This is a genomic window from Pseudomonas sp. DTU12.3 (assembly GCF_004124275.1).
GTDB lineage: Bacteria > Pseudomonadota > Gammaproteobacteria > Pseudomonadales > Pseudomonadaceae > Aquipseudomonas > Aquipseudomonas helmanticensis.
On the sequence record NZ_CP027218.1, the window covers coordinates 2,704,941 to 2,728,902 of the forward strand.

The following is a 23,962-nucleotide window of genomic DNA, read 5'->3' on the forward strand; positions in this document are numbered from 1 at the left end:
TAAAGAGTTTGGTCCGCGCAGGTTATGAGCAACTTTCAAAGCCGTCCAATCACTGTTAATGACCGGCTGATTGATCCCGTCGATGATGAAATTCTTTGCCTCGAAAGCGAAATCGAAATCGATGGTGAATATGCCGGCCCCTTCGTGAGCAAGCCCACTCCCACTTTCGATTTCGGCAATGCCAAAACCCTCCATTCACCTGCAATCCACTGTGGGAGCGGGCTTGCTCGCGAAGGCGTCAGGTCAGGCGAAATCGCTGTTGAATGTGCCAACGCTTTCGTGAGAGGCCCACTCCCACTTTCGATTTCGGCAATGTCCTAATCCTTCACTCATCAGCACTCCACTGTGGGAGCGGGCTTGCTCGCGAAAGCGTCAGGTCAGGCGAAATCGCTGTTGAATGTGCCGACGCCTTCGTGAGCAAGCCCACTCCCACATTGGATTCGGTGCTGGGACACATCCTGCCATCAAACATGGCTCCGATCTTCGCCGTGCTGATCTAGCCTTTTCTTGAACTCAATCATGAACAAGGCAAAGGAATGCCCGGACGCTTTTCATCCCATCGCCTCAGAGCCGGCCGATTTAGCGAAGGCAATCGTATTTATCTTCTAACTGCCAACACCATGGGAAGAGTTCCGATTTTCAGGGATTACAGACTTGGCAGGTTGGTCGTACAGCAGTTCAAACGGGCACAGGAGGAGGGCTTCGCCGAAACGTTGGCTTGGGTAGTTATGCCGGATCACTTTCATTGGTTGATCCAACTGCAGAAAGGAACACTTGGCGAACTGATGTGCGAAGCGAAATCTTTGAGTACTCGGTCAATCAACAAGGCAACCGGTCGAACAGGCAGTCTCTGGCAACAAAGCTTTCATGACCATGCTCTGCGTAAGGAGGAGGACTTGGTAAAACTGGCCCGATATGTCGTTGCCAACCCATTACGGGCAGGCTTGGTGGAAAAGCTGGGTGATTACCCATTGTGGGACGCAATCTGGGTATGACTCTTGATTTCGGCCCAGCTCGGTATCCTCCATTCACCTCTAATCCACTGTGGGAGCGGGCTTGCTCGCGAAGGCGTCAGGTCAGGCGAAATCGCTGTTGAATGTGCCGACGCCTTCGTGAGCAAGCCCACTCCCACTTTCGATTTCGGCAATGCCCAAACCCTCCATTCACCTCTAATCCACTGTGGGAGCGGGCTTGCTCGCGAAGGCGTCAGGTCAGGCGAAATCGATGTTGAATGTGCGGAGGCTTTCGTGAGCAAGCCCACTCCCACTTTGGTTCTGTGGTGCTGTTGATATTTGAGTTATTGCGCGCCGAACATCGCGGTCCAGTAGATGCCGGCGCTGCTTTTCGGATCGGTCGCGTAGGCGGCGCCGAGTTCCTTGTATTGCGGGTTCATCAGGTTGGCGCAGTGGCCGGGGCTGGCGAGCCAGCCTTCGACGACCTTGTGCACGGTGTCTTGCCCGGCGGCGATGTTTTCGCCGACCAGTTGGCCGCTGTAGCCGGCGAGCTCCGCGCGGTCGCCCGGGGTGCGGCCGTCGCGGTCCTTGTGGTCGAAATAATTGTTGTTGGCCATGTCGCGGCTGTGATCCTGGGAGATCGTGCCCAGGGTCGCATTCCAGGCCAGTGGTGCAGCAGCGGCAAATGCCTGACCGCCGCACTGACGCGCCTGACTGCGGGCGACGTTGAGTTCACTCAGCAGCTTTTGCCCTTCACTTTGCCCATCACCGAGTCTGGCCGACAGCAGCGGTCGCGCCAACACGATGCGCCAGTCACGGTCGTCGCGGCTGACACCGACATCGACAAACTGCGGATCAAGCACCACCTGACAGAAGCTTTCCTTGATTGCCTGCATCGCCGACGCCGCATCGCGCGGACCGTTAAGGGTGATCGCCTGCACATTGACCATCGGATAGCTCGCGCTGGCCATGGCTTGCTGCAGATCGACAGCACCGGTGGCGCGAAGTCTCAGCCGGGGATCGGCCGACAGCGGTGGCAGTTCATTCGACGCCTGAGTGCCGCAACGTTGCGGCTGGCTGCGATAGCTGTTGATCGATTCGATCAGTTGCGACTCATCGCCGGCCATGGCCGGGATAGCCAACAACACGCCTGCGGACAACGCGGCACAACGCAAAACGAATGGCATGAAGCGCATGGAAATCTCCCTTGAGCTGAATGCACCCATGATGCGCGAAAGGCCCCCGGTGGGTGCAATGTCTTTTTCTTCATCCGAGTGTTTTTTTCTGCGCAACTTTATCTGGCAGTTTGCCGTCTACACTCAGCGAAGACCCCGGGAGCCGGGCGTCTCACCCACGCAACACCTTGCCCGATGCGGGCGCTGCCGGAAGAAACGACATGGGATTGAAAGGCTGGGCGGGTTGTCTCGTATTCACCCTGTTGGCAGGCGCAGCCTGGGCCACCGATCAGGCCCCGGTCAAAGCCAAGGCCGAAGAGAAAGCCCAGGTGCTGGAAGAGAAAGCCGCGGACAAAGTCAGTGCCGCCCCGGCACCAAAATCCGAGGCCATCACGCCCACCGAAGTGCAAGCAGTCGACCCGGCAGGCACTGCACCACTGGACGATCCGATCACCTGTCTGGCACGGAGTATCTACTGGGAAGCCAAAGGCAAGGACACCCCGGAAATGGAAGCCGTGGCCAACGTGGTGATGAATCGCCTCGGCCACGACGGTTTCCCCGGCACCGTTTGCGAGGTGGTCAAGCAGGGTTCGGAAACCAAGAGCTGCCAGTTTTCCTGGTGGTGCGATGGCAAGCCCGATCAGGTCAAGGAAGACGCCGAGTACGCGCTGGCCAAGGAAATCGCCGGCAAGGCCTTGAACCGGCAGCTCCCGGATCGCACCCATGGCGCGCTGTATTTCCACGACCGCAACGTTCATCCGAGCTGGGCGAAGGAATACACCAAGACCGCCGAAACGAAAAAATTCCTCTTCTACAAACCGGCCGGTGGCGACGCGCGTTAGGCGCAGACTTGCCGCACACACTCGCGCAACCAGCGATGCGCCGGATCAGCGTCCATGCGCGGGTGCCAGAGCATCGACACGCTGATGTCCGGCATCTCGAATGGCAGAGTAAAACTGTGCAGGCCGGTGCGCAGTTTGCTGGTGTGACGTTGCGGAACGGTCGCGATCAGGTCTGACTCACGCACCAGCGTCAGCGCCGCCGAGAAACCGCCAAATGAGGTGACGATGTCTCGCGTCAGTCCGAGCGCGAGCAGCGCTTCGTCCACAGGGCCGCTGCTGCGGCCGCGTCGTGAAATGAGAATGTGCTCGCCGCCGGCAAAGCGCTTGCTGGTGATTTTTCCCGCGCTCAACGGATGCCCCTCGCGTACCACACCGATCCACTGATCCTGAAACAGGATGCGGCTGTGCAGCGTCGGGTCGGTGCTGTCGTCGACCACGCCGGTTTCCAGATCGACACGGCCTTCGCGCAGCGGCGTGCTGTCCTTGTCGGCCTTTTGCACAAAACGCAGGCGTGCCCCCGGCGCTTCTTTGCCGATGCGCGCGAGCAGGGCGGCGGCAAAGGTTTCGACAAAACCGTCGGTGTTGCGCAGGGTGAAGGTGCGTTGCAATCGGCCCGGATCAAGCACTTCGGCCGGCCGCAGAACCGCCTCGGCCTCCTGCACCAGATGACTGACCCGTTCGCGCAACTCCAGTGCGCGCGGCGTCGGCACCAGGCCTCGTCCGGCCCGCACCAGTAACGGATCGCCGGTGGTTTCGCGCAGCCGGGCGAGGGCGCGGCTCATGGCCGACGGGCTAAGCCGCAGGCATTTCGCGGCGCGGGCGACGCTGCCTTCGCGCAGCAATACGTCGAGGGTGATCAGCAGGTTGAGGTCAGGCGCGCTCATGACATGGCGTTCCATGCAGTTGTCGAGTGCAAAGCATGCGTCTTGCGCCGTGTGTTGTCGAGGCTCAGGCTATGGCGATTGACCTTTGCACTGCGAGCCCGCCATGCCTCGAGAATCTCTAAGCACTCCTGCCCGATGGGCGTTGACCAGTCTGGCCCTGTCGATGTTGATGCCGTCACTGGACACCAGCATCGCCAACGCCGGCTTGCCGATCCTCGCGGCGGCGTTCGATGCGACGTTTCAACAAGTGCAATGGATCGTGCTCGCCTATCTGCTGGCGATCACTACATTGATTGTCAGCGTCGGGCGTCTCGGTGATGGCTTCGGTCGGCGTCGCTTGTTGTTGACCGGGATCGGCATTTTCACCAGCGCTTCGTTGGCCTGCGCATTGGCCCCGGGACTTGCCTGGCTGATCGGCGCACGGGCGGTGCAGGGCGTCGGCGCGGCGATCATGTTTGCCTTGACGATGGCGTTGGTCGCCGATGCGGTGCCCAAGGCGCGGGCGGGCAGCGCGATGGGTTTGCTGGCGACGATGTCAGCCACCGGCACCACCCTCGGGCCATCGCTGGGTGGACTGTTGATGGCCCATGTCGGCTGGCAGGCGATTTTTCTGCTCAACGTGCCATTGGGCTTGCTCAATGCGTGGTTGGTGTATCGCTATCTGCCGGCGGATCGGCCAACGGGGCCGCGTGTCGCGTTTGATTATCCTGGCAGTGCGGTGCTGGTATTGACGCTGGCGGCCTATGCGCTGGCGATGACGCTTGAAGGTTTCACGCTGCCGTTGCTGCTGGCCAGCCTGGGCGGCGCGGGGTTGTTCCTTGTGGTCGAGAAGAGGGCCAAGGCGCCGCTGATTCGCTTGGCGCTGTTCAGCGACCGTCGATTGAGCAGCAGCCTGGCGCTGACCTTGCTGGTGACGACCGTGATGATGACCACGCTGGTGGTCGGGCCGTTTTACCTCAGTCGCGGGTTGGGGCTGAGCAGTGCCGTGGTTGGTTTGGCGTTGTCGGTCGGGCCTTTGTTGTCTGCGTTTGGCGGGGTGCCGGCCGGACGTCTGGTGGATCGCTTCGGTGCGCGGCGGATCGTGCCGGGCGCGTTGCTCGCGATGGCCTGTGGTTGCGGTTTGTTGGCGCTCCTGCCGATGAGTCTGGGGCTGGCGGGGTATTTGTTGTCGATCGCGTTGGTCGCTGTCAGTTATGCGTTGTTTCAGGCGGCCAACAACACCGGGTTGATGGCGGGCGTCGGTCAGGATCAGCGTGGCGTGGTATCGGCGATGCTCGGGCTGGCGCGCAACCTCGGCTTGATCACCGGCGCGGCGGTGATGGGCGCGGTGTTTGCGCTGGCGGCAGGGGATCCGACGCAGGCGCCTGCAAGCGCCATCGCCAGTGGTTTGCACATTACCTTTGGCGTCGCGGTGGCGTTGATGCTCATGGCGTTGATCATCAGCCGAGCGCCGTTCAACTGTAGGAGCGAGCCTGCTCGCGAAGAGGCCGGCAAAGCCAGCATCGCTGGTGACTGACACTGCGCTTTCGCTAGCAGGCTAGCTCCCACAGGGGACCAAGTTGTTCAGCGGATTTTCAGCCGAGCGCCGTTCAACTGTAGGAGCGAGCCTGCTCGCGAAGAGGCCGGCAAAGCCAGCATCGCTGGTGACTGACACTGCGCTTTCGCTAGCAGGCTAGCTCCCACAGGGGACCGAGTTGATCAGCGAATTTCCAGCCGAGCACGGTTCAACTGTAGGAGCGAGCCTGCTCGCGAAGAGGCCGGCAAAGCCAGCATCGCTGGTGACTGACACTCCGTTTTCGCGAGCAAGCCCGCTCCCACAGGGGATCGAGTTGATCAGCGAGTTTTCAGCCGAGCACGGTTCAACTGTAGGAGCGAGCCTGCTCGCGAAGAGGCCGGCAAAGCCAGCATCGCTGGTGACTGACACTGCGCTTTCGCTAGCAGGCTAGCTCCCACAGGGGACCGAGTTGATCAGCGAGTTTTCAGCCGGGCACGGTTCAACTGTAGGAGCGAGCCTGCTCGCGAAGAGGCCGGCAAAGCCAGCATCTCTGGTGACTGACACTGCGCTTTCGCTAGCAGGCTAGCTCCCACAGGGGACCGAGTTGTTCAGCGAATTTTCAGCGAGCACGGTTCAACTGTAGGAGCGAGCCTGCTCGCGAAGAGGCCGGCAAAGCCAGCATCGCTGGTGACTGACACTGCGCTTTCGCGAGCAGGCTAGCTCCCACAGGGGACCAAGTTGTTCAGCGAATTTTCAGCCGAGCGCCGTTCAACTGTAGGAGCGAGCCTGCTCGCGAAGAGGCCGGCAAAGCCAGAATCGCTGGTGACTGAAACTGCGCTTTCGCGAGCAAGCCCGCTCCCACAAGGGACCGAGTTGTTCAGCGAATTTTCAGCCGAGCACGGTTCAACTGTAGGAGCGAGCCTGCTCGCGAAGAGGCCGGCAAAGCCAGCATCGCTGGTGACTGAAACTGCGCTTTCGCTAGCAAGCCCGCTCCCACAAGGGATCGAGTTGTTCAGCGGATTTTCAGCCGAGCACGGTTCAACTGTAGGAGCGAGCCTGCTCGCGAAGAGGCCGGCAAAGCCAGCATCGCTGGTGACTGACACTGCGCTTTCGCTAGCAGGCTAGCTCCCACAGGGGACCGAGTTGATCAGCGAATTTCCAGCCGAGCACGGTTCAACTGTAGGAGCGAGCCTGCTCGCGAAGAGGCCGGCAAAGCCAGCATCTCTGGTGACTGACACTGCGCTTTCGCGAGCAAGCCCGCTCCCACAAGGGATCGAGTTGTTCAGCGGATTTTCAGCCGAGCGCCGTTCAACTGTAGGAGCGAGCCTGCTCGCGAAGAGGCCGGCAAAGCCAGCATCGCTGGTGACTGACACTGCGCTTTCGCGAGCAAGCCCCCGCTCCCACAGGGGTTTGAGCTGGCCAAAGATTTAGGCTCAGCATCAATCATTGTGGGAGCTGGCTTGCCAGCGATGGCGGTTTCACAGTCAATGACGATGCTTGGCGGGCGGGGAAGAACAGTTCGAAGCAGGTCTCGCCATCCGCGCTGCTTGCACTGTACCGGCCCTGATGCAGTTGCATGATGGTCGCGACGATCGACAGGCCCAGACCGTTGGATTGCGCCGAGCGTTCGCGGGACTGGTCAACGCGGTAGAAGCGCTCGAACAGTCGCGCCAGATGCTCAGGTGCAATCGTAGCGCCCTGATTGCGCACCCGCAGATAACTGCCATCCACTTCGGCAATCGCTTCCACCTGCACCGTCGAATCCGCCGCGCCGTACTTGATCGCATTCGCGCACAGATTGGCCAGCGCCCGCCGCAACAGCATTGGTTCGGCCCAAATCACGCCGCTGCCACGAGCCTCGATGCACACGCCGACATCCGCCGCCAGGCCTTCAAAGTAATCGGCGATGCGCTGCATCTCATCCGCCGCGTCCAGCTCCTGACGCTGGCTCAGGGCACTGGCCGGATCGGTGCGCGCCAGAAACAGCATGTTGTCGAGCATCCGCGTCAGCCGTTCCAATTCTTCGACGTTGGAGGCGAGCAACTGCTGGTAGGCCTCGATGCTGCGGTTCTGATGCAGCGCGACCTGAGTTTCGCCGAGCAGATTATTGATCGGCGTACGCAGCTCATGGGCCATGTCGGTCGAGACCTGGCTCAACTGCGCAAAGCCTTTGGCGAGGCGATCGAGCATGGCGTTGAACGCCTCGATCATCGGCAGTAATTCGCGCGGTGCGCCGTGGCTGTCGAGGCGCTCGCCGAGGTTGCCGACACCGATGCCATGCGCATGTCTGGCCAAGCGTCGCAACGGCAGCAAACCCCGATACACCAACAGGCAACCGATCAGCGCCAACACCAGCGCCGCCAATGACGCGAGGCCATAAACACTCAAGCGGTAATTGGCGAGCATCGCCGTGCGCTCGCTCATCAGGCGCCCGGTGGTGACTTGCAGATTGCCCAGTTCGCCGGAATCGATCCGCGCCGCCACCGCCGAAAACGGCACGCCGGCGACACTCGGCAGATGCTGCACGTCTTTGAGCGTCATCGCCTGATCGATGGGCACCGCCGGCAACGTCGGCGTGGCCAGATTGCCCGGGTTGACCACCAGCAACGGCGGTTGCCCCGGTGCGCCGATGGTCAGCAGCGCTTCGCGGTTGCCGAGCATGTTCTGGAACAGCGCCGGTTTGTTCTTGATCAGCTCAAGGGTGTTGCTGTCGTTGAGGAACGTGCGCAATTGATCGACGCGGCTGACCAGCGAAATGTCATCGCGCCGAATCAGTTGCTCTTCCAGCTCGCTGTACAGTGCCGCGCCGAGGCCGGCCAGCGATCCGAAAGCGAGCAGAGCGAACACCAGCGCCAGGCGCAAGGTCAGCGAATATGGGCGATTGGTGCTCATGCTTGCGTGTCGAAGCGGTAGCCGATACCGCGCACGCTGTGGATCAACTTGAGCTGGAACGGGTCGTCGACCTTCGCCCGCAAACGGCGCACGGCGACATCGACCACGTTGGTGTCGCTGTCGAAATTCATGTCCCATACCCGTGAGGCAATCAACGAGCGCGCCAGCACTTGACCGGTGTGCGTGGCGAACAATTGCAACAGCGCAAACTCCTTGTTGGTCAGGGCGATGCGCACCCCGGCGCGCGTGACACGGCGTTTGAGCACGTCGATCTGCAGGTCGGCGACTTGCAATTGTTCGTCTTCATGAATCGGCCCGCGCCGGGTCAGGGTGCGCAAACGGGCGACCAGTTCAGCGAAGGAAAACGGTTTGATCAGGTAGTCGTCGGCGCCCAGCTCCAGGCCTTTGACGCGGTCGGCGATGTCATCGCGAGCGGTGAGGAACAGCACCGGCGTGTCGGCTTCCTTGCGCAGCCGGCGCAGCACTTCCCAGCCATCCATTTTCGGCATCATCACATCCAGCACGATCACGTCGAAGCTGTGCTCCAGCGCCAGGTGCAGACCGTCGGCGCCATTGCGCGCGAGGCTGACGCTGTAGCCCAGTTCCTGCAAACCGTTGAGCAGGTAATTGCCCGCTTTGGGTTCGTCTTCGACAACCAGAATATTCATCGATCAGCCTCAATGGTCATTGATGCAGCCGCTGCCCTGTACTTCATAGTTCAGCACATGCTCGCGACCCTGATGGTCGAGGTAATTCAACTGCGCCGGCACCACGCCGCACGCCTGTGAAATATCGGTGCTTGCGAGGACTTTGTCGACATCCAGATTGACGTAGAAGCCACTCTTGTCATGAATCACGGCGGTGTCGGGCATGTTCGCAGCGAACGCAGAACCGGTGGCGAGGAGGGCGGTGATGGCGAGCAGAAGGGTTTTCATGATCAGTCACTCAGTGGTCGGAGTTGATCGGCATTGGCGCCGGGACAACATCAGGCTACCGAGCGATCCGCACGGCAAACCGACAGCTGAATGACAAAACTGTAATCAAAACCACCCCCTGTAGGAGCTGCCGAAGGCTGCGATCTGTTGATCTTGCGTGTAAAAAACAAGATCAAAAGATCGCAGCCTTCGGCAGCTCCTACAGGTTGGGTTTCAGTCCCGGCATTTACCGGGGGGCAGGTAATGCGGGTTAACTGGCGTGGGTATTGAGGATGCTCGCCACCTGTTGCGGCTGGCAATTGAGGTACGGCGAGGACTTCAGCCAGCGTTGATCGGGGTACCACGAGAACATGAACTGGCCATTCTTCAGGCGGTCGATCACTTGCCTGGCAATCTGCGGTCGTACCGCCGGGCAGCCCTGGCTGCGACCGATGCGGCCCTGACGCTTGCTCCACAACGGGTTCACGTAACTGGCGGCGTGGATGACGATGGCGCGGTCGCGGGCCATGTCGTTGAAGCCCGGCTCAAGACCGTCCATGCGCAACGAATAACCGTGGGTGCCTTCGTAGCTTTCCTGGGTGCGGAACAGGCCGAGGCTGGACTGGTAACTGCCCTCACGGTTGGAAAACTGCGTGGCGAAGTTTTCCCCGGAGTTGGAACCGTGGGCGACCAGATCGCGTAGAACCAACTTCTGTTTGCTCAGGTCGAAAATCCACAAGCGGCGCTCGGTCGACGGTTGCGAGTAATCGATGATTGCCAGGTGGCGCGACGGTTTTGCACCGTTGTTGACCGCACATTGCATGGCGTTCAGAGCACCTTTCAGCGCCTGGGGATTGAGTTCTGGCGCGGCGTGCGCGAGGCTGTTGTAGAGAACCGGCGATGGCTTGCCGGCGGCAAATGCTGGACTGGTCACGGCGACGAGGGTCGCGGTGGTCAGCAGAAGTCGGCGCAAAAACGTCAACATTTATAAAGTGTCCTCACTTGCTACTTGTTTGGCACTTGGCTCCTGACTCCCAGTCGTTACCGGCAAGCCCGTTGATCGAGCCTGACTGTTCAGCGCACCTGATGTAAGGTTGACCGTCATCGAGACGGCCATGGATTGGAGTAAAGCAGTTGTTCAAAAAGTACGCATGCTACTTGAGCATTTGCCTGATCGCTGCGCCGTTTGTCGCTTGTGCCGATGAGCCGCTGCCGCCCCTGCAAACGCTGCCAACGCCGCCGGCGGAAATGCCCGTCGAGCCGCAAAGTCCGTTGCAGGCGGTGCTGATCAGCCTGCCGCAGTCATGCCCAGCGATTGCTGCGCATCTGAACGGCCCGGCGCTGTCGCAGTTGCAGGGTTTCTATGCGCGGCAGGACTGGATGCCGGTGTGGGCCAGTGAGTCCGGACGATTGCAGGCGTTGCAGGCGCAATTGCAGCTTTTGGCTGACGATGGTCTGAATCCGAAACGCTATCCGGTGGCGCCAAGCGCACCGCAGGACGGTGAGTTGTGCGCTGATATCGACATCAGTCGCTACTACCTGCAAGCCCTGCAGGATCTGCATTACGGGCGCCTGCTGCAATCGCATTTCGAACCGCTGTGGCATGCCGACGACACCCCGCGTGACCGTCAGGCGGAATTGTTGGCGATTGCCGTGCCGGGCATGCACGACATCCCGGCGGCGTTCGACCTCGCCCGGCCACGTCTGGCGCAGTACCAGAGCCTGCGCCATCTGTATGCCGCGCAACGCCTGAAAGCCTTGCCGCAATGGCAGTCAGTCGGTAACGGGCCGCTGCTGCGCCCGGCGATGGAAGACAAACGCGTGCCGGAACTGGCTCAGCGCTTGTTCAACGAAGGCTACCTGACGCATGCCGTCGGCACGCCCGGCAATGCCTACGAGGGCGTGCTGGTGGAGGCGGTGAAGAGTTTTCAGGCCAACCATTCGTTGCAGGCTGACGGCGTGGTCGGGCCGGGGACGATTGCCGAACTCAACATCAGCCCGTTGACGCGCCGCGAACAACTGCGGGTCAACCTCGAGCGTTTTCGCTGGATGGCCCAGGACATGGAACCCGATGGTTTGCTGGTCAATGTCGCCGCCGCCGAGCTGACCCTGTATCAGGGCGGCCAGGCGGTGTGGCAGACCCGCACCCAGGTCGGTCGTGCCGAACGCCAGACGCCACTGCTGAAATCCCGCGTCACCCGGCTGACCTTGAATCCGACCTGGACCGTGCCGCCGACCATCTGGAAAGAAGACAAGCTGCCGGCGATCCGCAAGGATCAGACCTTCCTCAGTCGCCAGAACCTGCAGGTTCTCGACGCCAACGGCCAGCCATTGGCGGCTGCGGACATCGACTGGGACAACCCCGGTAACATCCTCCTGCGCCAGGACGCCGGGCCGCGTAATCCGCTGGGGCAAATGGTCATTCGCTTCCCCAACCCGTTTTCGGTGTACCTGCATGACACGCCGAGCAAGGCGCTGTTCGACAAAGGCCCACGGGCGTTCAGCTCCGGTTGCGTGCGGGTCGAGCATCCAATGCAACTGCGTGACCTGCTGCTCAGCCCGGCAGAAAAGGCCCGCACTGAAACACTCTTGGCGACCGGCACCACGCATGAATTCCGCTTGTCTGCGCCGGTGCCGATCCTGATGACCTACTGGACTGCGCAAGTCGGCAGCGATGGCCACGTGCGCTATGCACCCGATATCTACAGCCGCGACAGCGCGTTGCTGGCGGGTCTCGACGGCGCGCACTGAGCATCAACGATCGCGGCGCTGCCAGAAGCGACTGGCCAGCGCCGCATCGACACTCAAACGACCGGCCCCGGCAAACACCAGTGCCAGCAGTGCGGCCAGATAGATCGCCGGCAGCTTGAAGTTGCCGAAGCCCTTGTTGGTGATGGCGTAACCCTGCGCCAGCTCGCTGAGGCTCGACCAGTCGGCCGGCCAGTGCACGGCGGCGGTGGCAACGACGGTCACCACGATCAGCGCCAGCGCGGAAATACGCGTACCGAAGCCGAGCAGAATCGCCAGCGCGCCGATCAACTCCACCCACATCGACAGCTCCCAGTTCAGCGTCGCCGGCAGGTGATCAAAGGGAAACGGGAACTTGTCCTGAATATCTTCGAACCAGTTCTGGCCGTTGAATTTCTCCAGGCCTGACTCGAAAAACTCCCAGGCGATGAACAGCCGCAGGGTCAATGGCGCGAGCCAGAGTCCGGCGCGGTCGAGGTACTGGTGCAGGGTTTTGAGGGTGAGCATGGGAGTTCTCCGGTACGAGGGGGGAAGTGATTTCGACCGGGGTATTTCAGCGTCGCGGTGTATCGGCGATGTGTCGCCGGCGGTCGGCTTTCCACGCCTGGTGTGTCTGCGCGGTCGCCATATACATTGCAATACACACGCCCCCTTCACCTCAATCCTGTGTGATCCAACGAGCCTGCGCAGCGTCTAGCCCCAGTGTCCCCGCGATCCCATGGGGCGAGACTTCGGAACCCGGCATGCAAGCGCTGTTGAACGAGATCCTTGACGCTGTCCGGCCCCTGATCGGGCAGGGCAAAGTGGCTGACTACATTCCCGCCCTCGGCACCGTGCCGGCTAATCAACTGGGCATCGCCGTGTACGGCAACGACGGCGAGATGTACTGCGCCGGTGACGCCGAAACGCCGTTCTCGGTGCAGAGTATTTCCAAGGTGTTCAGCCTGGTGCAGGCCATCGATCATTCCGGCGAGGCGATCTGGGAGCGCCTCGGTCACGAGCCTTCCGGCCAGCCGTTCAACTCGCTGGTGCAGCTGGAGTTCGAGCGTGGTCGGCCGCGTAATCCATTCATCAACGCCGGCGCGCTGGTGATCTGCGACATCAATCAATCACGCTTCGCCGCACCGACTCTGTCGATGCGCGACTTTGTCCGGCGCCTGTCGGGCAACCCGCAGATCATGATCGACGGCAAAGTCGCCGACTCCGAATACCAGCACCGCGCGCGCAACGCAGCGATGGCGTATCTGATGCAGTCGTTCGGCAATTTCCACAATGACGTCGAGGCGGTGTTGCGCAGTTACTTCAGCCATTGCGCCTTACGGATGAACTGCATTGACCTGGCGCGGGCCTTCTGCTTTTTGGCCAACGACGGTTATTGCAAGCACAGCGGCGAGCAGGTTCTGACGCGGCGCCAGACCCAGCAGGTCAACTCGATCATGGCCACCAGCGGGCTGTATGACGAGGCGGGCAACTTTGCCTATCGCGTCGGGCTGCCGGGCAAGAGTGGCGTCGGTGGCGGGATTGTTGCGGTGGTGCCGGGGCAGTTCACCGTGTGCGTGTGGTCGCCGGAATTGAATGCCGCCGGTAACTCGCTGGCAGGGATGGCGGCGCTGGAAATGCTCAGCGCGCGGATCGGCTGGTCGGTCTTCTGACCCGATCCGCCAAACACCCCAAACCCTGTGGGAGCGAGCTTGCTCGCGAAGGCGGCAGGTCAGCCAACATTGATGTATCGGATCCACCGCTTTCGCGAGCAGGCTCGCTCCCACAGGATGTTGTTGTCCACAAGGGTTTTGGGTTGCCTGGGAGGAGGGTGTTCCTATACATTTTCCGACCGCTCCCTGCATGGTGAATCCGCTTCATGTCTCTTGCACTCGAACGTCTCGTCGCTGGCACGCCGATCCCTTTCGCCGGTAACCGCGTCACCGTGGTCAGCCCCGAACTGGCCGCGCGTTTTCAGCCCGGTGACCACCTGCTGGTGGAGCAGGTGAGCGGCGAGTTGTTGCTGATTCCGGTGGCTGATCAGCAAGCAGCGGCGGTGGCAATCGAGCGCGCGGCAGCGGCGTTTACCGCGTTGTCGGCGGTCTCGGATGAAGCGATCAGCCAATTTTTCGACCTGTTCGCACAACGCCTGGAAACCCCGGAGTGCTGGGCGAACATTGCCTCGGCCAACCTTGCCGATATCGAGCGGGCCAAGGCGCGTGGCCGCTCGACCACCCGCTTGCTCGCCGATGAGCGCATGCGCAACGACATGATCGCCGGCCTGCGCGCCTGGCGTGATGCCGCGCCGACCCGGGGCAAAGTCATCAGCAGCGTCGAACACGATGGCTGGAAGGTCGAGCAAGTCATCTCGCCGTTGGGCATCGTCGCTTTTGTCTTCGAAGGGAGGCCGAACGTGTTCGCCGATGCCGCCGGTGTCCTGCGCACCGGCAACACCGCGGTGTTACGCATTGGCAGCGATGCTTTGGGCACCGCGCAAGCCATCGTTACTCATGCCTTGAACCCGGCGCTGGCCGATGCCGGTTTGCCCGCCGGTGCGGTGTCGTTAGTGGAAAGCGTCAATCATGCGGCCGGCTGGGCGATGTTCGCCGACCGACGTCTGTCGCTGGCGGTGGCGCGCGGTTCGGGGCGTGCGGTCAGTCAACTCGGCAGCATCGCCCAGCAGGCCGGCACCGCCGTCAGCCTGCACGGTACGGGTGGAGCGTGGCTGATTGCCGATCGTGCTGCCGATGCCACACGTTTTGCGGCGGTGGTGCGTAACTCGCTGGACCGCAAAGTCTGCAACACGCTGAACGTTTGCCTGATTCAGCGCGAGCGTGCGGTTGAATTGCTGCCGTTGTTTCTCGGTGCATTGCAGCAGGCCGGCATCGCGCGTGGGCAAGGCTGCAAATTGCACATCGTCGAGGGCAGTGAAGGTTATCTGCCGGCTGAGTGGCAGAACGCGACGGTCGAGGTGTATCGCGCCGAGGGTTATCAGACTGAGGCGTTGGCCGAGCCATTGGCGGAAGCTGATCTAGGTCGCGAGTGGGAATGGGAGGAAACCCCTGAGGTCAGCCTGATGGTCGTCGATGACCTGGACCAGGCGATTGCGCTGTTCAACCGTCATAGCCCGCAGTTCACCGTGTCGTTGATCAGTGAAGATGCGCAGGTGCAGGAGCGCTTTTACAACGCGGTGAATGCGCCGTTCGTGGGCAACGGCATTACTCGTTGGGTCGACGGCCAGTACGCGCTGAACAAGCCGGAACTGGGCCTTTCGAACTGGGAGAGTGGGCGCTTGTTTGCGCGCAGTGCGATCTTGTCGGGTGATGGCGTGTTCACCGTGCGCAGCCGCATGACTCAGGTCGACCTCAGCGTAAAACGCTGACCCGGACTGCCCCGTGTGGTGATCGTTGGTGATCGTTCCCACGCAGAGCGTGGGAACGATCAATTGCTCAGGCAGCGTGGGTGGTTTGGGCGTGAATCGCGCAAGTCGCCGGCTGTTCGGCCAGCGGCACAAACGTGCGGCGGTCCGAGGACAGCGCATCGATCGAGCCGGTCTCGATGTCATACACCCAGCCATGCAGGTTCAGCAGGCCTTTTTCCTGTGCCAGACGCACACTCGGGTGAGTCTGGATATTCGCCAGTTGCGCGATCACGTTCTCGCGCACCATCGAACTCAGTTTCGCCGCGTCACTGGCATGCGTTCGCGCTTCATTCACCACTTTCGCCGACTCGGCATGCTGCAGCCAGCCGCTGACGGCGGGCAGGTGATCCATGCATTTGCACTTGGCAATCGCGGTCATTGCGCCGCAGTCCGAATGCCCGCAGATCACGATGTCAGTCACCCCGAGCACCGCCACTGCATATTCCACAGTCGCTGAAACCCCGCCCGGATGCGGGCTGTACGACGGCACGATATTACCGGCGTTACGAATCACGAACAGCTCGCCGGGCTCTTGTTGAGTCAACAATTCCGGCACCACACGGCTGTCGGAACAGGTGATGAACAAGGTGCCGGGCTGTTGCGTCGTCGCCAGGTGTTTGAACAGTTCGGTGCGTTGCGGGAACGCTTCGTTCTGGAATTTCAGGAAGCCATCAATCAGGTTTTTCATGGTGTTGTCCTCTTAGTTCGAGCAACCGCTGCCGAATTCGCTGTATTGAAGAATGTGTTTGCCGCCGTTGCTGTCCAGATACGTCATCTCGACCGGCACCACGCCACACACCTCGGCAACCGGGGTAATGCTCAGCACTTGGGCGATATCCAGTTGCATGCCGTAGCGGTAGGCGACGGTCTCGTCGGCGGCAAATGCCTGGGCGCAAAAACCGCCGAGCAGGGCCAGGGTCAACAGGATTTTTTGCATGGGGCAGCCTCCAGATGAATTGGGTGACGGGTAGCCATTCGAGGTGGGTTGGCCCGCACGCACGGTGCGGGCCGGTGCGGATCAGAACGGACGCAGGGGCAGGAATTTGCCGTCGAGGGTGACCACGGCGCGGGAACCACCTTCCGGGTCTTCGACTTTCTTGATGTCGAGTTTGAAGTTGATCGCGCTGATGATGCCGTCGCCGAACTGCTCGTGAACCAGCGCTTTGAGCGTGGTGCCGTAGATCTGGATCATCTCGTGGAAGCGGTAGATGGTCGGGTCGGTCGGTACGCCGCTGAGGCTGCCACGCAGGGGGATGATCTGCATCGCCGCGACGTCTTCAACGCTCAGTTCCAGCTTGTCGCCGACCACTTGGGCGGCATTTTCCGGCAGCGGATGTTGGCCGAGCAGGGCGGCGGTGACGTACGCCAGGCTGAGGCCGGTGCCGTCGGCAAGATCCTGCCACGACAGATCTTTGCGTGCCTTGGCGTCGAGAACGCGGGTGGTCAGGGCCAGGCTGGTGTCGTTGTAGGCGTGGGACTGTTGCATGGTGTCACTCCTTTCAGGGTTGGCTTGCTGTGGGAGCAATCTTCTGCCGATTGATCCATAGCGTCCAAGACCGATATACAATGCTTCGCATAAGTCCTGCCTATAGATGGTGTGCCCCATGCTCCTGCGACATTTGCGTTATCTGCTGGCCGTTGCCGATCACGGCGGCTTCACCCGTGCTGCCGAGGCGCTGCATGTGTCGCAGCCGACCCTGTCGCAACAGATCCGCCAACTGGAAGAATCCCTCGGGGTGAATCTGTTTGATCGCACCTCGCGCACGGTCAAACCCACCGATGCCGGCGAGGCTTACATCGAATGCGCACGACGGGTGCTGGTGGAACTGGAGGCGGGTAAACGCGCGCTGCATGACGTCAAGGATCTGTCTCGCGGGACGTTGCGCCTGGCGATGACGCCGACGTTCATGGCGTATCTGGTCGGGCCGTTGGTGCGCGACTTTGCGGCGCGGTATCCGGGGATTCATCTGCAGATTTTCGAGTTGTCGATGGACGACATTGAAGCGGGGCTGGCGGATGACTCGCTGGATGTTGCGATTGCCTTTACACCGGTGCGTAACCCGGAGATCGAGTGTATTCCGGCGTTTACCGAAACCTTGGGGATCATGGTCGGGCGCGAGCATCCGCTGTATGACAGTCGCTCAGTGCTGACGCCGGAAGATATCGCTGCACTGGACTTTGCTCTGTTGGCGCCGGACTTCATTACGCGGTTATCGGTGGATGAGTATTTTCGGCAGCACGGGATTACGCCGCAGGTGCGGATCGAGGTGAACTCGGTGAGTACCTTGCTGGAGGTGGTGCGTTGTTCGCCTCTGGCGACGATGTTGCCGCAGGCGATTGCGACTGAGGATCGGGCGTTGCGCCGGTTGCAGCTGGAGAGTGATGCACCGCAGCGTGGGGCGGCGTTGTTGCGGCGGCGCAATAATTATCACAGTTCGGTGGCGGTCGCGTTTGCTGAAATGGTGTTGGGCTGGGGGATGCCCTCACCCTAACCCTCTCCCAGAGGGAGAGGGGACTGACCGAGGGATGCTGGAGTAATACGCCGACCTGAAAGAGTTTTGCTGAATCCATAATCAACTCGGTGTTCCGGGTTGACGGATGACTTGAGATCACTCGATCGGCTCCCTCTCCCTCGGGAGAGGGCTGGGGTGAGGGGCTGCAATTCCAGTCACGCCAAATCAATGCATGCGAACAAAAAAAGGCCTGCTTCCTTTAAGGAAGCAGGCCTTTCAATTATTTGATGACTAACTCAGCAGAATCGATCAATCACCCGAACTTCATTGTTGTTCTGCATCGAATCCCACGCCTGTTTCAGCGTTTGCAGAACATTACCGATGAAGTCCCTGTCGGCCGCGGCTTTCTTGCCAACATAACCGTGGCCGCGACGGTACATCTTCAGGCGGGCCAGCAGGTTCTGATGGTTGCGGTCGAACTCTTCTTCGCCAGCATGCGGTGCCAGGCAGTCGATATGCACCTGCCCCGACGTGCTGATCCACAGAATATGGCTGTCGTGGCTGTCTTTCTGCGCAGCGAACATACGAGCCAGTTCTTCGATAGTGGGTTGATTGTTCAGATTCATGATTTTGCCCCTTGACCAGTCTGGTGATCTTTCAAAGTTGATTCGCTAATACAGGTAGCCCATCGGTTAGTTGATCCCTGGCACCGAAACCAGGACGTCAGCGCTCGCCCGTGTGAAGTACGGGGTCATGCATCTGTTGCATGTAGTCGTGTTGAATAACTGCTACGCAATAGCGTCACAACGAGGAGAAGCAGCGAAAACCGGGAGGCTCCTTGACGACATATTCAGTGTCGACCACAAGCGTCTTGAGAATTTTCGCCAGCGCTTCTCGTCCTTGTACTGGACGTTCAGGCCAGGTCAGCTTCTTCAATCTGCCTTGTGGGCAGCGTGTATCCGGAAAAAACAACTCGGCGGTCAGACGAGTTTGCTCAAGCATGTTGCCAGTGTTCCCGATCGGGGAACGTCTTCATCATGCAAAAGCAAAACGACGCCGTCAACGGTTTTGTAGTGATTATTTTTGTTCACTACATATTGTCGGACAAAGCTGTTTTGGAATGAGAAAGGATCCGTTCAGGCAACGGAAAAGGGTGCGCGCAGGGTGTAGAAGGTGCACGGATAACCGTCTACCTCGCGCTGCTGCCGGGTGAATTCACCGCCGCTCAATTGCGGGATCAGCCCGGCCCAGAAGCGCTGTGCCGGCAGGTTGGCGTCGATGTGGAAAATCTGCCATTGACCGGGGATGCGGCTCAAGAGGGCAGAGACGACAAACTGCGCGACGCCTTGGCCACGAAAGCGTCGCGCGATAAAGAAGTAGCCGATGTTGTGGTCGGCGCCGTCGATATGGGTCTCGTTGTCGACGGTCACGAACCCGACGAGTTCGTTGTCGACGCGGATCAGAAAAGGTTGGGTCGCCGGGTGGCGCCAGTAGTCGAGTTTAGGCTGGATGGCAAAGAAGCCGTGCTCGGCGAGTTTCAGCGGTAGCCATTGGCTGAAGTCGTGCATGTAGAACTGCATGAGGTTCTCGAGGGTGTCGAGGTCGTCGCGTTGCGCGGGGTGCAGTTCGATGGTGGGCATGGTGGCTGAACTCCTTGCGGTGATGAGCGGCACATTCGTGGCGAGGGAGCTTGCTCCCGCTGGGTTGCGAAGCGACCCTAAGCACTGCAAGTACAGTGCATCAGACACACCGGGGTTGCAGGTTTTGCGACTGCTGCGCAGCCGAGCGGGAGCAAGCTCCCTCGCCACAGGGAATAATCAAGCCACAGAAAGCTATCAAGTAGCGGACTTTGTGCTATTTGGCTGCGCGTCTGGTCGTGTCAGAGCTCTTGCTGCGGGTCGGTTTGCGTTTCTTCTTCCACGGTGCGGCGGCTTTGCCGGCGGGTGGCGGGCCGCTGATGGTCAGGCTGAGTGCGGAACAGCGTGTCACCTGTTTGCTCATCCACGCCGCCTGTTTGGTGACGAATTCTTCCAGGCTCATCTCGCCGCTCTGCACCATGTCCAGCGCCTGTTCCCAGATCGCCGTGGTGCCGGGGTCGGCAATCGCCCGGGGTACGGCGTCGATCAGGCTGAACGCCGCCGGCGTCGCGGCCAGCGCCTTGCCGTTCTTGACCAGATAACCACGATCCAGCAGACCCTGAATGATCGATGCGCGAGTCGCTTCGGTGCCAATCCCGGTAGTGTCCTTGAGCTTCTGTTTGAGCAACGGATCTTCGACCAGTTTGGCCACGTTCTTCATCGCCTTGATCAGATCGCCTTCGGTGTAGGGTTTCGGTGGTTGTGTCCACAGATCCTTGAGCCGAACCTCGGCCACTGCGCATTCGACGCCCTGGTTCAGCGTCGGCAAGGTTTGCGGTGCGGGCGCCTCGCGACCTTTGGCGGCTGCGAGTGCCTCGGGCAGGGCGCGCTTCCAGCCCGGCTCGATGATCTGCTTGCCGACCGCGCGCAACGCTTCACCGGCGCAGTCGAAATCCGCCTGGGTGCGATCGTATTCATGATTGGGCAGAAACTGCGCCAGGTAACGCGCACGGATCAGCGTATACACCGCACGGTGCTTGCCGCTGAGGCGCTCAAGGTTTTTCGCCGCTGCGGTGGGGATGATGCCGTGGTGGGCGCTGACCTTGGCGTCGTTCCATGCGCGTGACTTGCGCTGAGGTTCGAGAAAGCCCTGCAGTGCTTCAAGGCCCGGATCGGCCTGCCGCAACGCCGCGAGAATCGCCGGCGCTTCGCTGTGCTGGCTCACCGGCAGAAAGCCGCAATCACTGCGCGGGTAGGTGATGACTTTGTAGGTTTCGTAAAGCGCCTGGGCGATGTCGAGGGTTTCCTGCGCGCCGAGGCCGAGCTTTTTCGAGCAGACTTCCTGCAAGGTGCCGAGGTCGAAGGGCAGGGGCGCGACTTCACGCATGCGTTCGGTTTTCAACTTGACCACCCGCGCGGTCGCGGCGCTACCGAGTGCAGCGGCCGCTTGCTGCGCCAGTGCCTGATTCAGGCAGCGATCCTGATCGTCACAGGCATCTGATGGCGCGCGCCATTGCGCGGTGAACGGCGTGCCGTTGTGCAGCAGCTGCACATCGATCGCCCAATAGGCGACCGGCACGAAGTCGGCGATGCTGCGATCACGATCCACCACCAGACGCAGGGTTGGCGTTTGCACCCGGCCCACCGGCAATACGCCTTGATAACCCGACTGGCGACCGAGCAAGGTGAACAGCCGACTCATGTTCATGCCGATCAGCCAGTCTGCCCGCGAGCGGCCCAGCGCCGAGTGATACAGGCTGAAGGTCTCAGCCCCCGGCTTCAGCGCGGCCAGCGCCTTGCGGATGGATGCTTCGTCGAGCGCCGACAGCCACAAGCGGCGGATCGGCCCGCGATAACGACAATGCTCGACCAGTTCCCGGGCGATCATTTCACCCTCACGGTCGGCGTCGGTGGCGATGATCAGCTCGCTGGCTTCGCCGAGCAGGCGCTTCACCGCTTTGTACTGGCTGGCGGTGCGTGGCTTGACGGTCATTTTCCATTTGTCCGGAATGATCGGCAGATCGGCCAGCACCCAGCGCTTGTAACGGGCGTCGTAAGCATCCGGCGGGGCGGTTTCGAGCAAGTGGCCGATGCACCAGGTGACTGTGACGTCCGTTCCCAGCCAGCAGCCGTCGCCCCGGCGCTTGGCACCGAGTACGGCCGCAATGTCTTTGGCCTGGGAAGGTTTTTCACAGAGGTACAGCCGCATATCCACCATCGCCGATCAAGGTCTGAACAGGTGCACAGAATGGCCGGACTTGGCGCCCGGGGCAACTTTTATCTGTATGGATATACAGATAAAAGGATTGCCGCAAGTGACGGTCAAAACCGGGACGCCGCGCCGCACTATCGAGAAATTGATTAGCGCCAAGGGTCTGCGCCGTGTCAGCGTCGGCGCGTTTGCAAACGCGAGTGACAGGACGATCTCGCCAGTAGATCGCTGTGGCCTGTCGGACACTGACTACCCAGAAACAAGGACGTAAACCATGCTTCAAGCCTCTTCCAACAGCAGCACTGCCTTCAGCGAAGTCGACACGTTCAGCCATCTGTACGACCGGGGCGGCAGCGCGCTGGTCAACGGTAAACCGTCGTTCACCGCCGATCAGGCCGCCGATGAAATCCTGCGCAAGGGCCTGTCGTGGGGCGACAAGAACGCTGACGGCAAGATCGACCTCAGCTACAACTTCCTCACTGAAAAACCGGCGAACTACAACGCGAAACTGGGCAACTTCAGCGAATTCAGCGCGCAGCAGAAGGCGCAAGCCGTGCTGGCGATGCAATCCTGGGCCGATGTCGCCAACGTCACCTTCAGCGAAGGCAAGGGCGGCGATGGCCACATGACTTTCGGCAACTACGACGTCAGCACCGGTGGCGCTGCGTTCGCCTACTTGCCGAGCGGCAGCAGCTATGACGGTCAGTCGTGGTACCTGATCAACGATCAATATCAGGTCAACAAGACGCCGGACACCAACAACTACGGGCGTCAGACCCTGACCCACGAAATCGGCCACACTCTCGGTTTGTCGCACCCGGGCGCCTACAACGCCGGTAACGGCAACCCGACCTACGGCGATGCCAAATACGCCGAAGACACCCGTGGCTATAGCTTGATGAGCTACTGGAGCGAAGCCAACACCGACCAGAACTTCAGCAAGGACGGCAGCGGCGCTTACGCGTCGGCGCCGTTGATGGACGACATCGTTGCCGTGCAGAAACTCTATGGCGCCAACTACGAGACCCGCGCCGGTGACACCGTGTATGGTTTCGGCTCCAACACCGAGCGCGATTTCTACACGGCGACTTCGGCGTCGTCGAAAGTGGTGTTTTCGGTATGGGACGGTGGCGGCTACGACACGCTGAATTTCTCCGGCTTCAGCCAGAACCAGAAGATCAACCTCAACGAAGGTTCGTTCTCCGACGTTGGCGGTCTGGTCGGCAACGTTTCGATTGCTCACGGTGTGACCGTCGAGGGCGCCAAGGGTGGATCTGGCAATGATTTGTTGATCGGCAATTCGGCCGTCAACGATCTGTTCGGCGGCGCCGGCAATGACATTCTCTACGGCGGTGGCGGTGCTGATGTGTTGTGGGGCGGCGAGGGCGCAGACACCTTCGTCTTCGGTGCGGCCAGCGACTCGACCAATAACCAGCCAGACTGGATCATGGATTTCGCCAGCGGCCTGGACAAGATCGACCTGTCGGGCATCGCCGAGTTTGCCACGGGTGCGGCAACGCTGAACTTCGTCAGCGCGTTCACCGGGCATGCCGGCGATGCGATTTTGACCCACTACACACAGGGCAATCAGACCACATTGCTGGTAGACCTGACGGGGCACGGTGAGATTGACTTTGCGGTCGGTGTGGTGGGCCAGGCGCTGACGACGGACATCGTTGCCTGATCCGAACCCCCCTGCTTTTGGATGAACTTGTGGCGAGGGAGCATGCTCCCGCTCGGCGGTGAAGTCGTCGCAAACCTGCAAATCGCGTTATACCTACACACCGCGATTTGCAGATTTGCGTCTGCCTTGCAGACCAGCGGGCGCATGCGCCCTCGCCACAGTCATTTCAATGACCAGGAGAACCCCATGAAAAGCTCCGGCCCCAGCCCCGTCATCGCCCTCGAACAACTCCCCGGCTGCCTCTTGGTGAAATTCCACGGCATCCAGGTCGCCGCGTCCTCCCACGTGCTCATCCTCAACGAAGCCAACTACCCGCCGGTCTATTACGTGCCCCGCGAAGACATCGACGAAAAGTATTTCGCCCGCACCGACCACACCAGTTATTGCCCATACAAGGGCGACGCCAATTACTTCAGCCTGCAAGTGCCCGGACATGAGGGCGCCAACGCCGTGTGGACTTACGAAAACCCGAAAGTCTCGGTAGCGCCGATTCGCGATTACGTGGCGTTCTATCCCGATCAGGTCAAGTTCGAAGTGATCAAGGCCGAACCTCAGTAGTTCAGATTGACAAACGGCTGGGGCAACTACGCATCAGGGCCGAGGCGCAGCGTGGTGGTCTCGCGAAGACAGACCACCCCACCCCTGACTCACCGAGCATCAGGATTTCAGTGCATCTGTGGCTCACCCGGGCATCAGGGTCAGTGCTTCTGTGGCGAGGGGGCTTGCCCCCGTT

Annotated in this window: 24 protein-coding genes; 10 read left to right on the forward strand and 14 right to left on the reverse strand. The window is 60.8% G+C overall.

What is annotated here, in order from left to right:
• Nucleotides 1-24: 24 nt before the first annotated feature.
• Nucleotides 25-321 (forward strand): hypothetical protein, encoded by a 297-nt coding sequence (locus C2E19_RS28975; protein ID WP_164979425.1) that lies wholly within the window; start codon nt 25-27, stop codon nt 319-321.
• A 215-nt stretch (nt 322-536) separates the two neighbouring features.
• A complete protein-coding gene (locus C2E19_RS12375; RefSeq protein WP_129392369.1) occupies nt 537-995 on the forward strand; it encodes a transposase in 459 nt (152 codons plus the stop codon).
• A 302-nt stretch (nt 996-1,297) separates the two neighbouring features.
• Here C2E19_RS12375 and C2E19_RS12385 read toward each other — a convergent pair whose 3' ends face one another.
• The gene (locus C2E19_RS12385) at nt 1,298-2,140 is read right to left on the reverse strand and encodes a CAP domain-containing protein (RefSeq protein ID WP_372238479.1); all 843 of its coding nucleotides are present in this window, start codon (nt 2,138-2,140) and stop codon (nt 1,298-1,300) included.
• 209 nt (nt 2,141-2,349) lie between these two features.
• On the opposite strand from C2E19_RS12385, the gene C2E19_RS12390 reads away from it, so the two are divergent.
• Nucleotides 2,350-2,970, forward strand: a complete 621-nt coding sequence (locus tag C2E19_RS12390) for a cell wall hydrolase (protein ID WP_129392379.1) — start codon at nt 2,350-2,352, stop codon at nt 2,968-2,970.
• On the opposite strand, the gene C2E19_RS12395 is transcribed toward C2E19_RS12390, so the two are convergent.
• Entirely contained in the window at nt 2,967-3,854 is an 888-nt protein-coding gene (locus C2E19_RS12395; protein WP_129392382.1) for a LysR family transcriptional regulator, read from the reverse strand. The genes C2E19_RS12390 and C2E19_RS12395 overlap by 4 nt on opposite strands.
• 103 nt (nt 3,855-3,957) lie before the next feature.
• Between C2E19_RS12395 and C2E19_RS12400 the strand changes: the two genes are divergently transcribed.
• A complete protein-coding gene (locus tag C2E19_RS12400; protein ID WP_129392385.1) occupies nt 3,958-5,370 on the forward strand; it encodes an MFS transporter in 1,413 nt (470 codons plus the stop codon).
• 1,422 nt (nt 5,371-6,792) lie between these two features.
• On the opposite strand, the gene C2E19_RS12405 is transcribed toward C2E19_RS12400, so the two are convergent.
• From C2E19_RS12405 to C2E19_RS12425, 4 genes are all read right to left on the reverse strand, one after another.
• Complete coding sequence (locus C2E19_RS12405; protein WP_129392388.1) at nt 6,793-8,241, reverse strand: heavy metal sensor histidine kinase; 1,449 nt, start codon at nt 8,239-8,241, stop codon at nt 6,793-6,795.
• Nucleotides 8,238-8,909: a heavy metal response regulator transcription factor gene (locus C2E19_RS12410; RefSeq protein ID WP_129392391.1), complete on the reverse strand. Its 672-nt coding sequence runs from the start codon at nt 8,907-8,909 to the stop codon at nt 8,238-8,240. The genes C2E19_RS12405 and C2E19_RS12410 overlap by 4 nt, the downstream gene beginning before the upstream one ends.
• Before the next feature lie 9 nt (nt 8,910-8,918).
• On the reverse strand, nt 8,919-9,176 hold the full coding sequence (locus C2E19_RS12415) for a DUF2790 domain-containing protein (protein WP_129392394.1): 258 nt from the start codon (nt 9,174-9,176) through the stop codon (nt 8,919-8,921).
• A gap of 250 nt (nt 9,177-9,426) precedes the next feature.
• Nucleotides 9,427-10,140: a murein L,D-transpeptidase catalytic domain family protein gene (locus C2E19_RS12425; protein WP_129392397.1), complete on the reverse strand. Its 714-nt coding sequence runs from the start codon at nt 10,138-10,140 to the stop codon at nt 9,427-9,429.
• Between the two features lie 149 nt (nt 10,141-10,289).
• On the opposite strand from C2E19_RS12425, the gene C2E19_RS12430 reads away from it, so the two are divergent.
• Nucleotides 10,290-11,906, forward strand: coding sequence for a murein L,D-transpeptidase (locus C2E19_RS12430; RefSeq protein ID WP_129392400.1), 1,617 nt, complete (start codon nt 10,290-10,292; stop codon nt 11,904-11,906).
• A 3-nt stretch (nt 11,907-11,909) separates the two neighbouring features.
• On the opposite strand, the gene C2E19_RS12435 is transcribed toward C2E19_RS12430, so the two are convergent.
• Nucleotides 11,910-12,410, reverse strand: coding sequence for a DoxX family protein (locus tag C2E19_RS12435; protein ID WP_129392403.1), 501 nt, complete (start codon nt 12,408-12,410; stop codon nt 11,910-11,912).
• A gap of 236 nt (nt 12,411-12,646) precedes the next feature.
• Between C2E19_RS12435 and glsB the strand changes: the two genes are divergently transcribed.
• Together glsB and C2E19_RS12445 are read left to right on the forward strand one after the other, a co-directional pair.
• Nucleotides 12,647-13,555 carry a glutaminase B gene (gene glsB, locus C2E19_RS12440; protein ID WP_129392406.1) on the forward strand — a complete coding sequence of 303 codons (909 nt, stop codon included), beginning with the start codon at nt 12,647-12,649 and terminating at the stop codon, nt 13,553-13,555.
• Nucleotides 13,556-13,761: 206 nt separating this feature from the next.
• Nucleotides 13,762-15,264, forward strand: a complete 1,503-nt coding sequence (locus C2E19_RS12445; RefSeq protein WP_129392409.1) for an aldehyde dehydrogenase family protein — start codon at nt 13,762-13,764, stop codon at nt 15,262-15,264.
• Nucleotides 15,265-15,331: 67 nt separating this feature from the next.
• On the opposite strand, the gene C2E19_RS12450 is transcribed toward C2E19_RS12445, so the two are convergent.
• The 3 genes from C2E19_RS12450 to cynS form a co-directional block, all read right to left on the reverse strand.
• On the reverse strand, nt 15,332-15,991 hold the full coding sequence (locus tag C2E19_RS12450; protein ID WP_129392413.1) for a carbonic anhydrase: 660 nt from the start codon (nt 15,989-15,991) through the stop codon (nt 15,332-15,334).
• Between the two features lie 12 nt (nt 15,992-16,003).
• Nucleotides 16,004-16,240, reverse strand: coding sequence for a DUF2790 domain-containing protein (locus tag C2E19_RS12455; RefSeq protein WP_129392416.1), 237 nt, complete (start codon nt 16,238-16,240; stop codon nt 16,004-16,006).
• Between the two features lie 81 nt (nt 16,241-16,321).
• The gene (cynS, locus tag C2E19_RS12460; protein WP_129392419.1) at nt 16,322-16,789 is read right to left on the reverse strand and encodes a cyanase; all 468 of its coding nucleotides are present in this window, start codon (nt 16,787-16,789) and stop codon (nt 16,322-16,324) included.
• Nucleotides 16,790-16,907: 118 nt separating this feature from the next.
• Between cynS and cynR the strand changes: the two genes are divergently transcribed.
• The gene (cynR, locus tag C2E19_RS12465; RefSeq protein ID WP_129392422.1) at nt 16,908-17,795 is read left to right on the forward strand and encodes a transcriptional regulator CynR; all 888 of its coding nucleotides are present in this window, start codon (nt 16,908-16,910) and stop codon (nt 17,793-17,795) included.
• A gap of 257 nt (nt 17,796-18,052) precedes the next feature.
• Here the strand turns inward: cynR and C2E19_RS12470 are convergent, their stop codons facing one another.
• The 4 genes from C2E19_RS12470 to C2E19_RS12480 all read right to left on the reverse strand — a co-directional run bounded on the left by C2E19_RS12470 (nt 18,053) and on the right by C2E19_RS12480 (nt 21,542).
• Nucleotides 18,053-18,382: a hypothetical protein gene (locus C2E19_RS12470; RefSeq protein ID WP_129392425.1), complete on the reverse strand. Its 330-nt coding sequence runs from the start codon at nt 18,380-18,382 to the stop codon at nt 18,053-18,055.
• 175 nt (nt 18,383-18,557) lie between these two features.
• Nucleotides 18,558-18,758, reverse strand: coding sequence for a hypothetical protein (locus tag C2E19_RS28980; protein ID WP_164979426.1), 201 nt, complete (start codon nt 18,756-18,758; stop codon nt 18,558-18,560).
• Nucleotides 18,759-18,892: 134 nt separating this feature from the next.
• Nucleotides 18,893-19,396 carry a GNAT family N-acetyltransferase gene (locus tag C2E19_RS12475; protein WP_129392428.1) on the reverse strand — a complete coding sequence of 168 codons (504 nt, stop codon included), beginning with the start codon at nt 19,394-19,396 and terminating at the stop codon, nt 18,893-18,895.
• Between the two features lie 214 nt (nt 19,397-19,610).
• Entirely contained in the window at nt 19,611-21,542 is a 1,932-nt protein-coding gene (locus C2E19_RS12480) for a DNA topoisomerase III (RefSeq protein ID WP_129392431.1), read from the reverse strand.
• Nucleotides 21,543-21,819: 277 nt separating this feature from the next.
• Here C2E19_RS12480 and C2E19_RS12485 point away from each other — a divergent pair, with 277 nt between their 5' ends.
• Nucleotides 21,820-23,229 (forward strand): serralysin family metalloprotease, encoded by a 1,410-nt coding sequence (locus C2E19_RS12485; RefSeq protein ID WP_129392434.1) that lies wholly within the window; start codon nt 21,820-21,822, stop codon nt 23,227-23,229.
• A gap of 186 nt (nt 23,230-23,415) precedes the next feature.
• Nucleotides 23,416-23,787, forward strand: coding sequence for a DUF427 domain-containing protein (locus C2E19_RS12490; RefSeq protein ID WP_129392437.1), 372 nt, complete (start codon nt 23,416-23,418; stop codon nt 23,785-23,787).
• Nucleotides 23,788-23,962 lie beyond the last annotated feature (175 nt).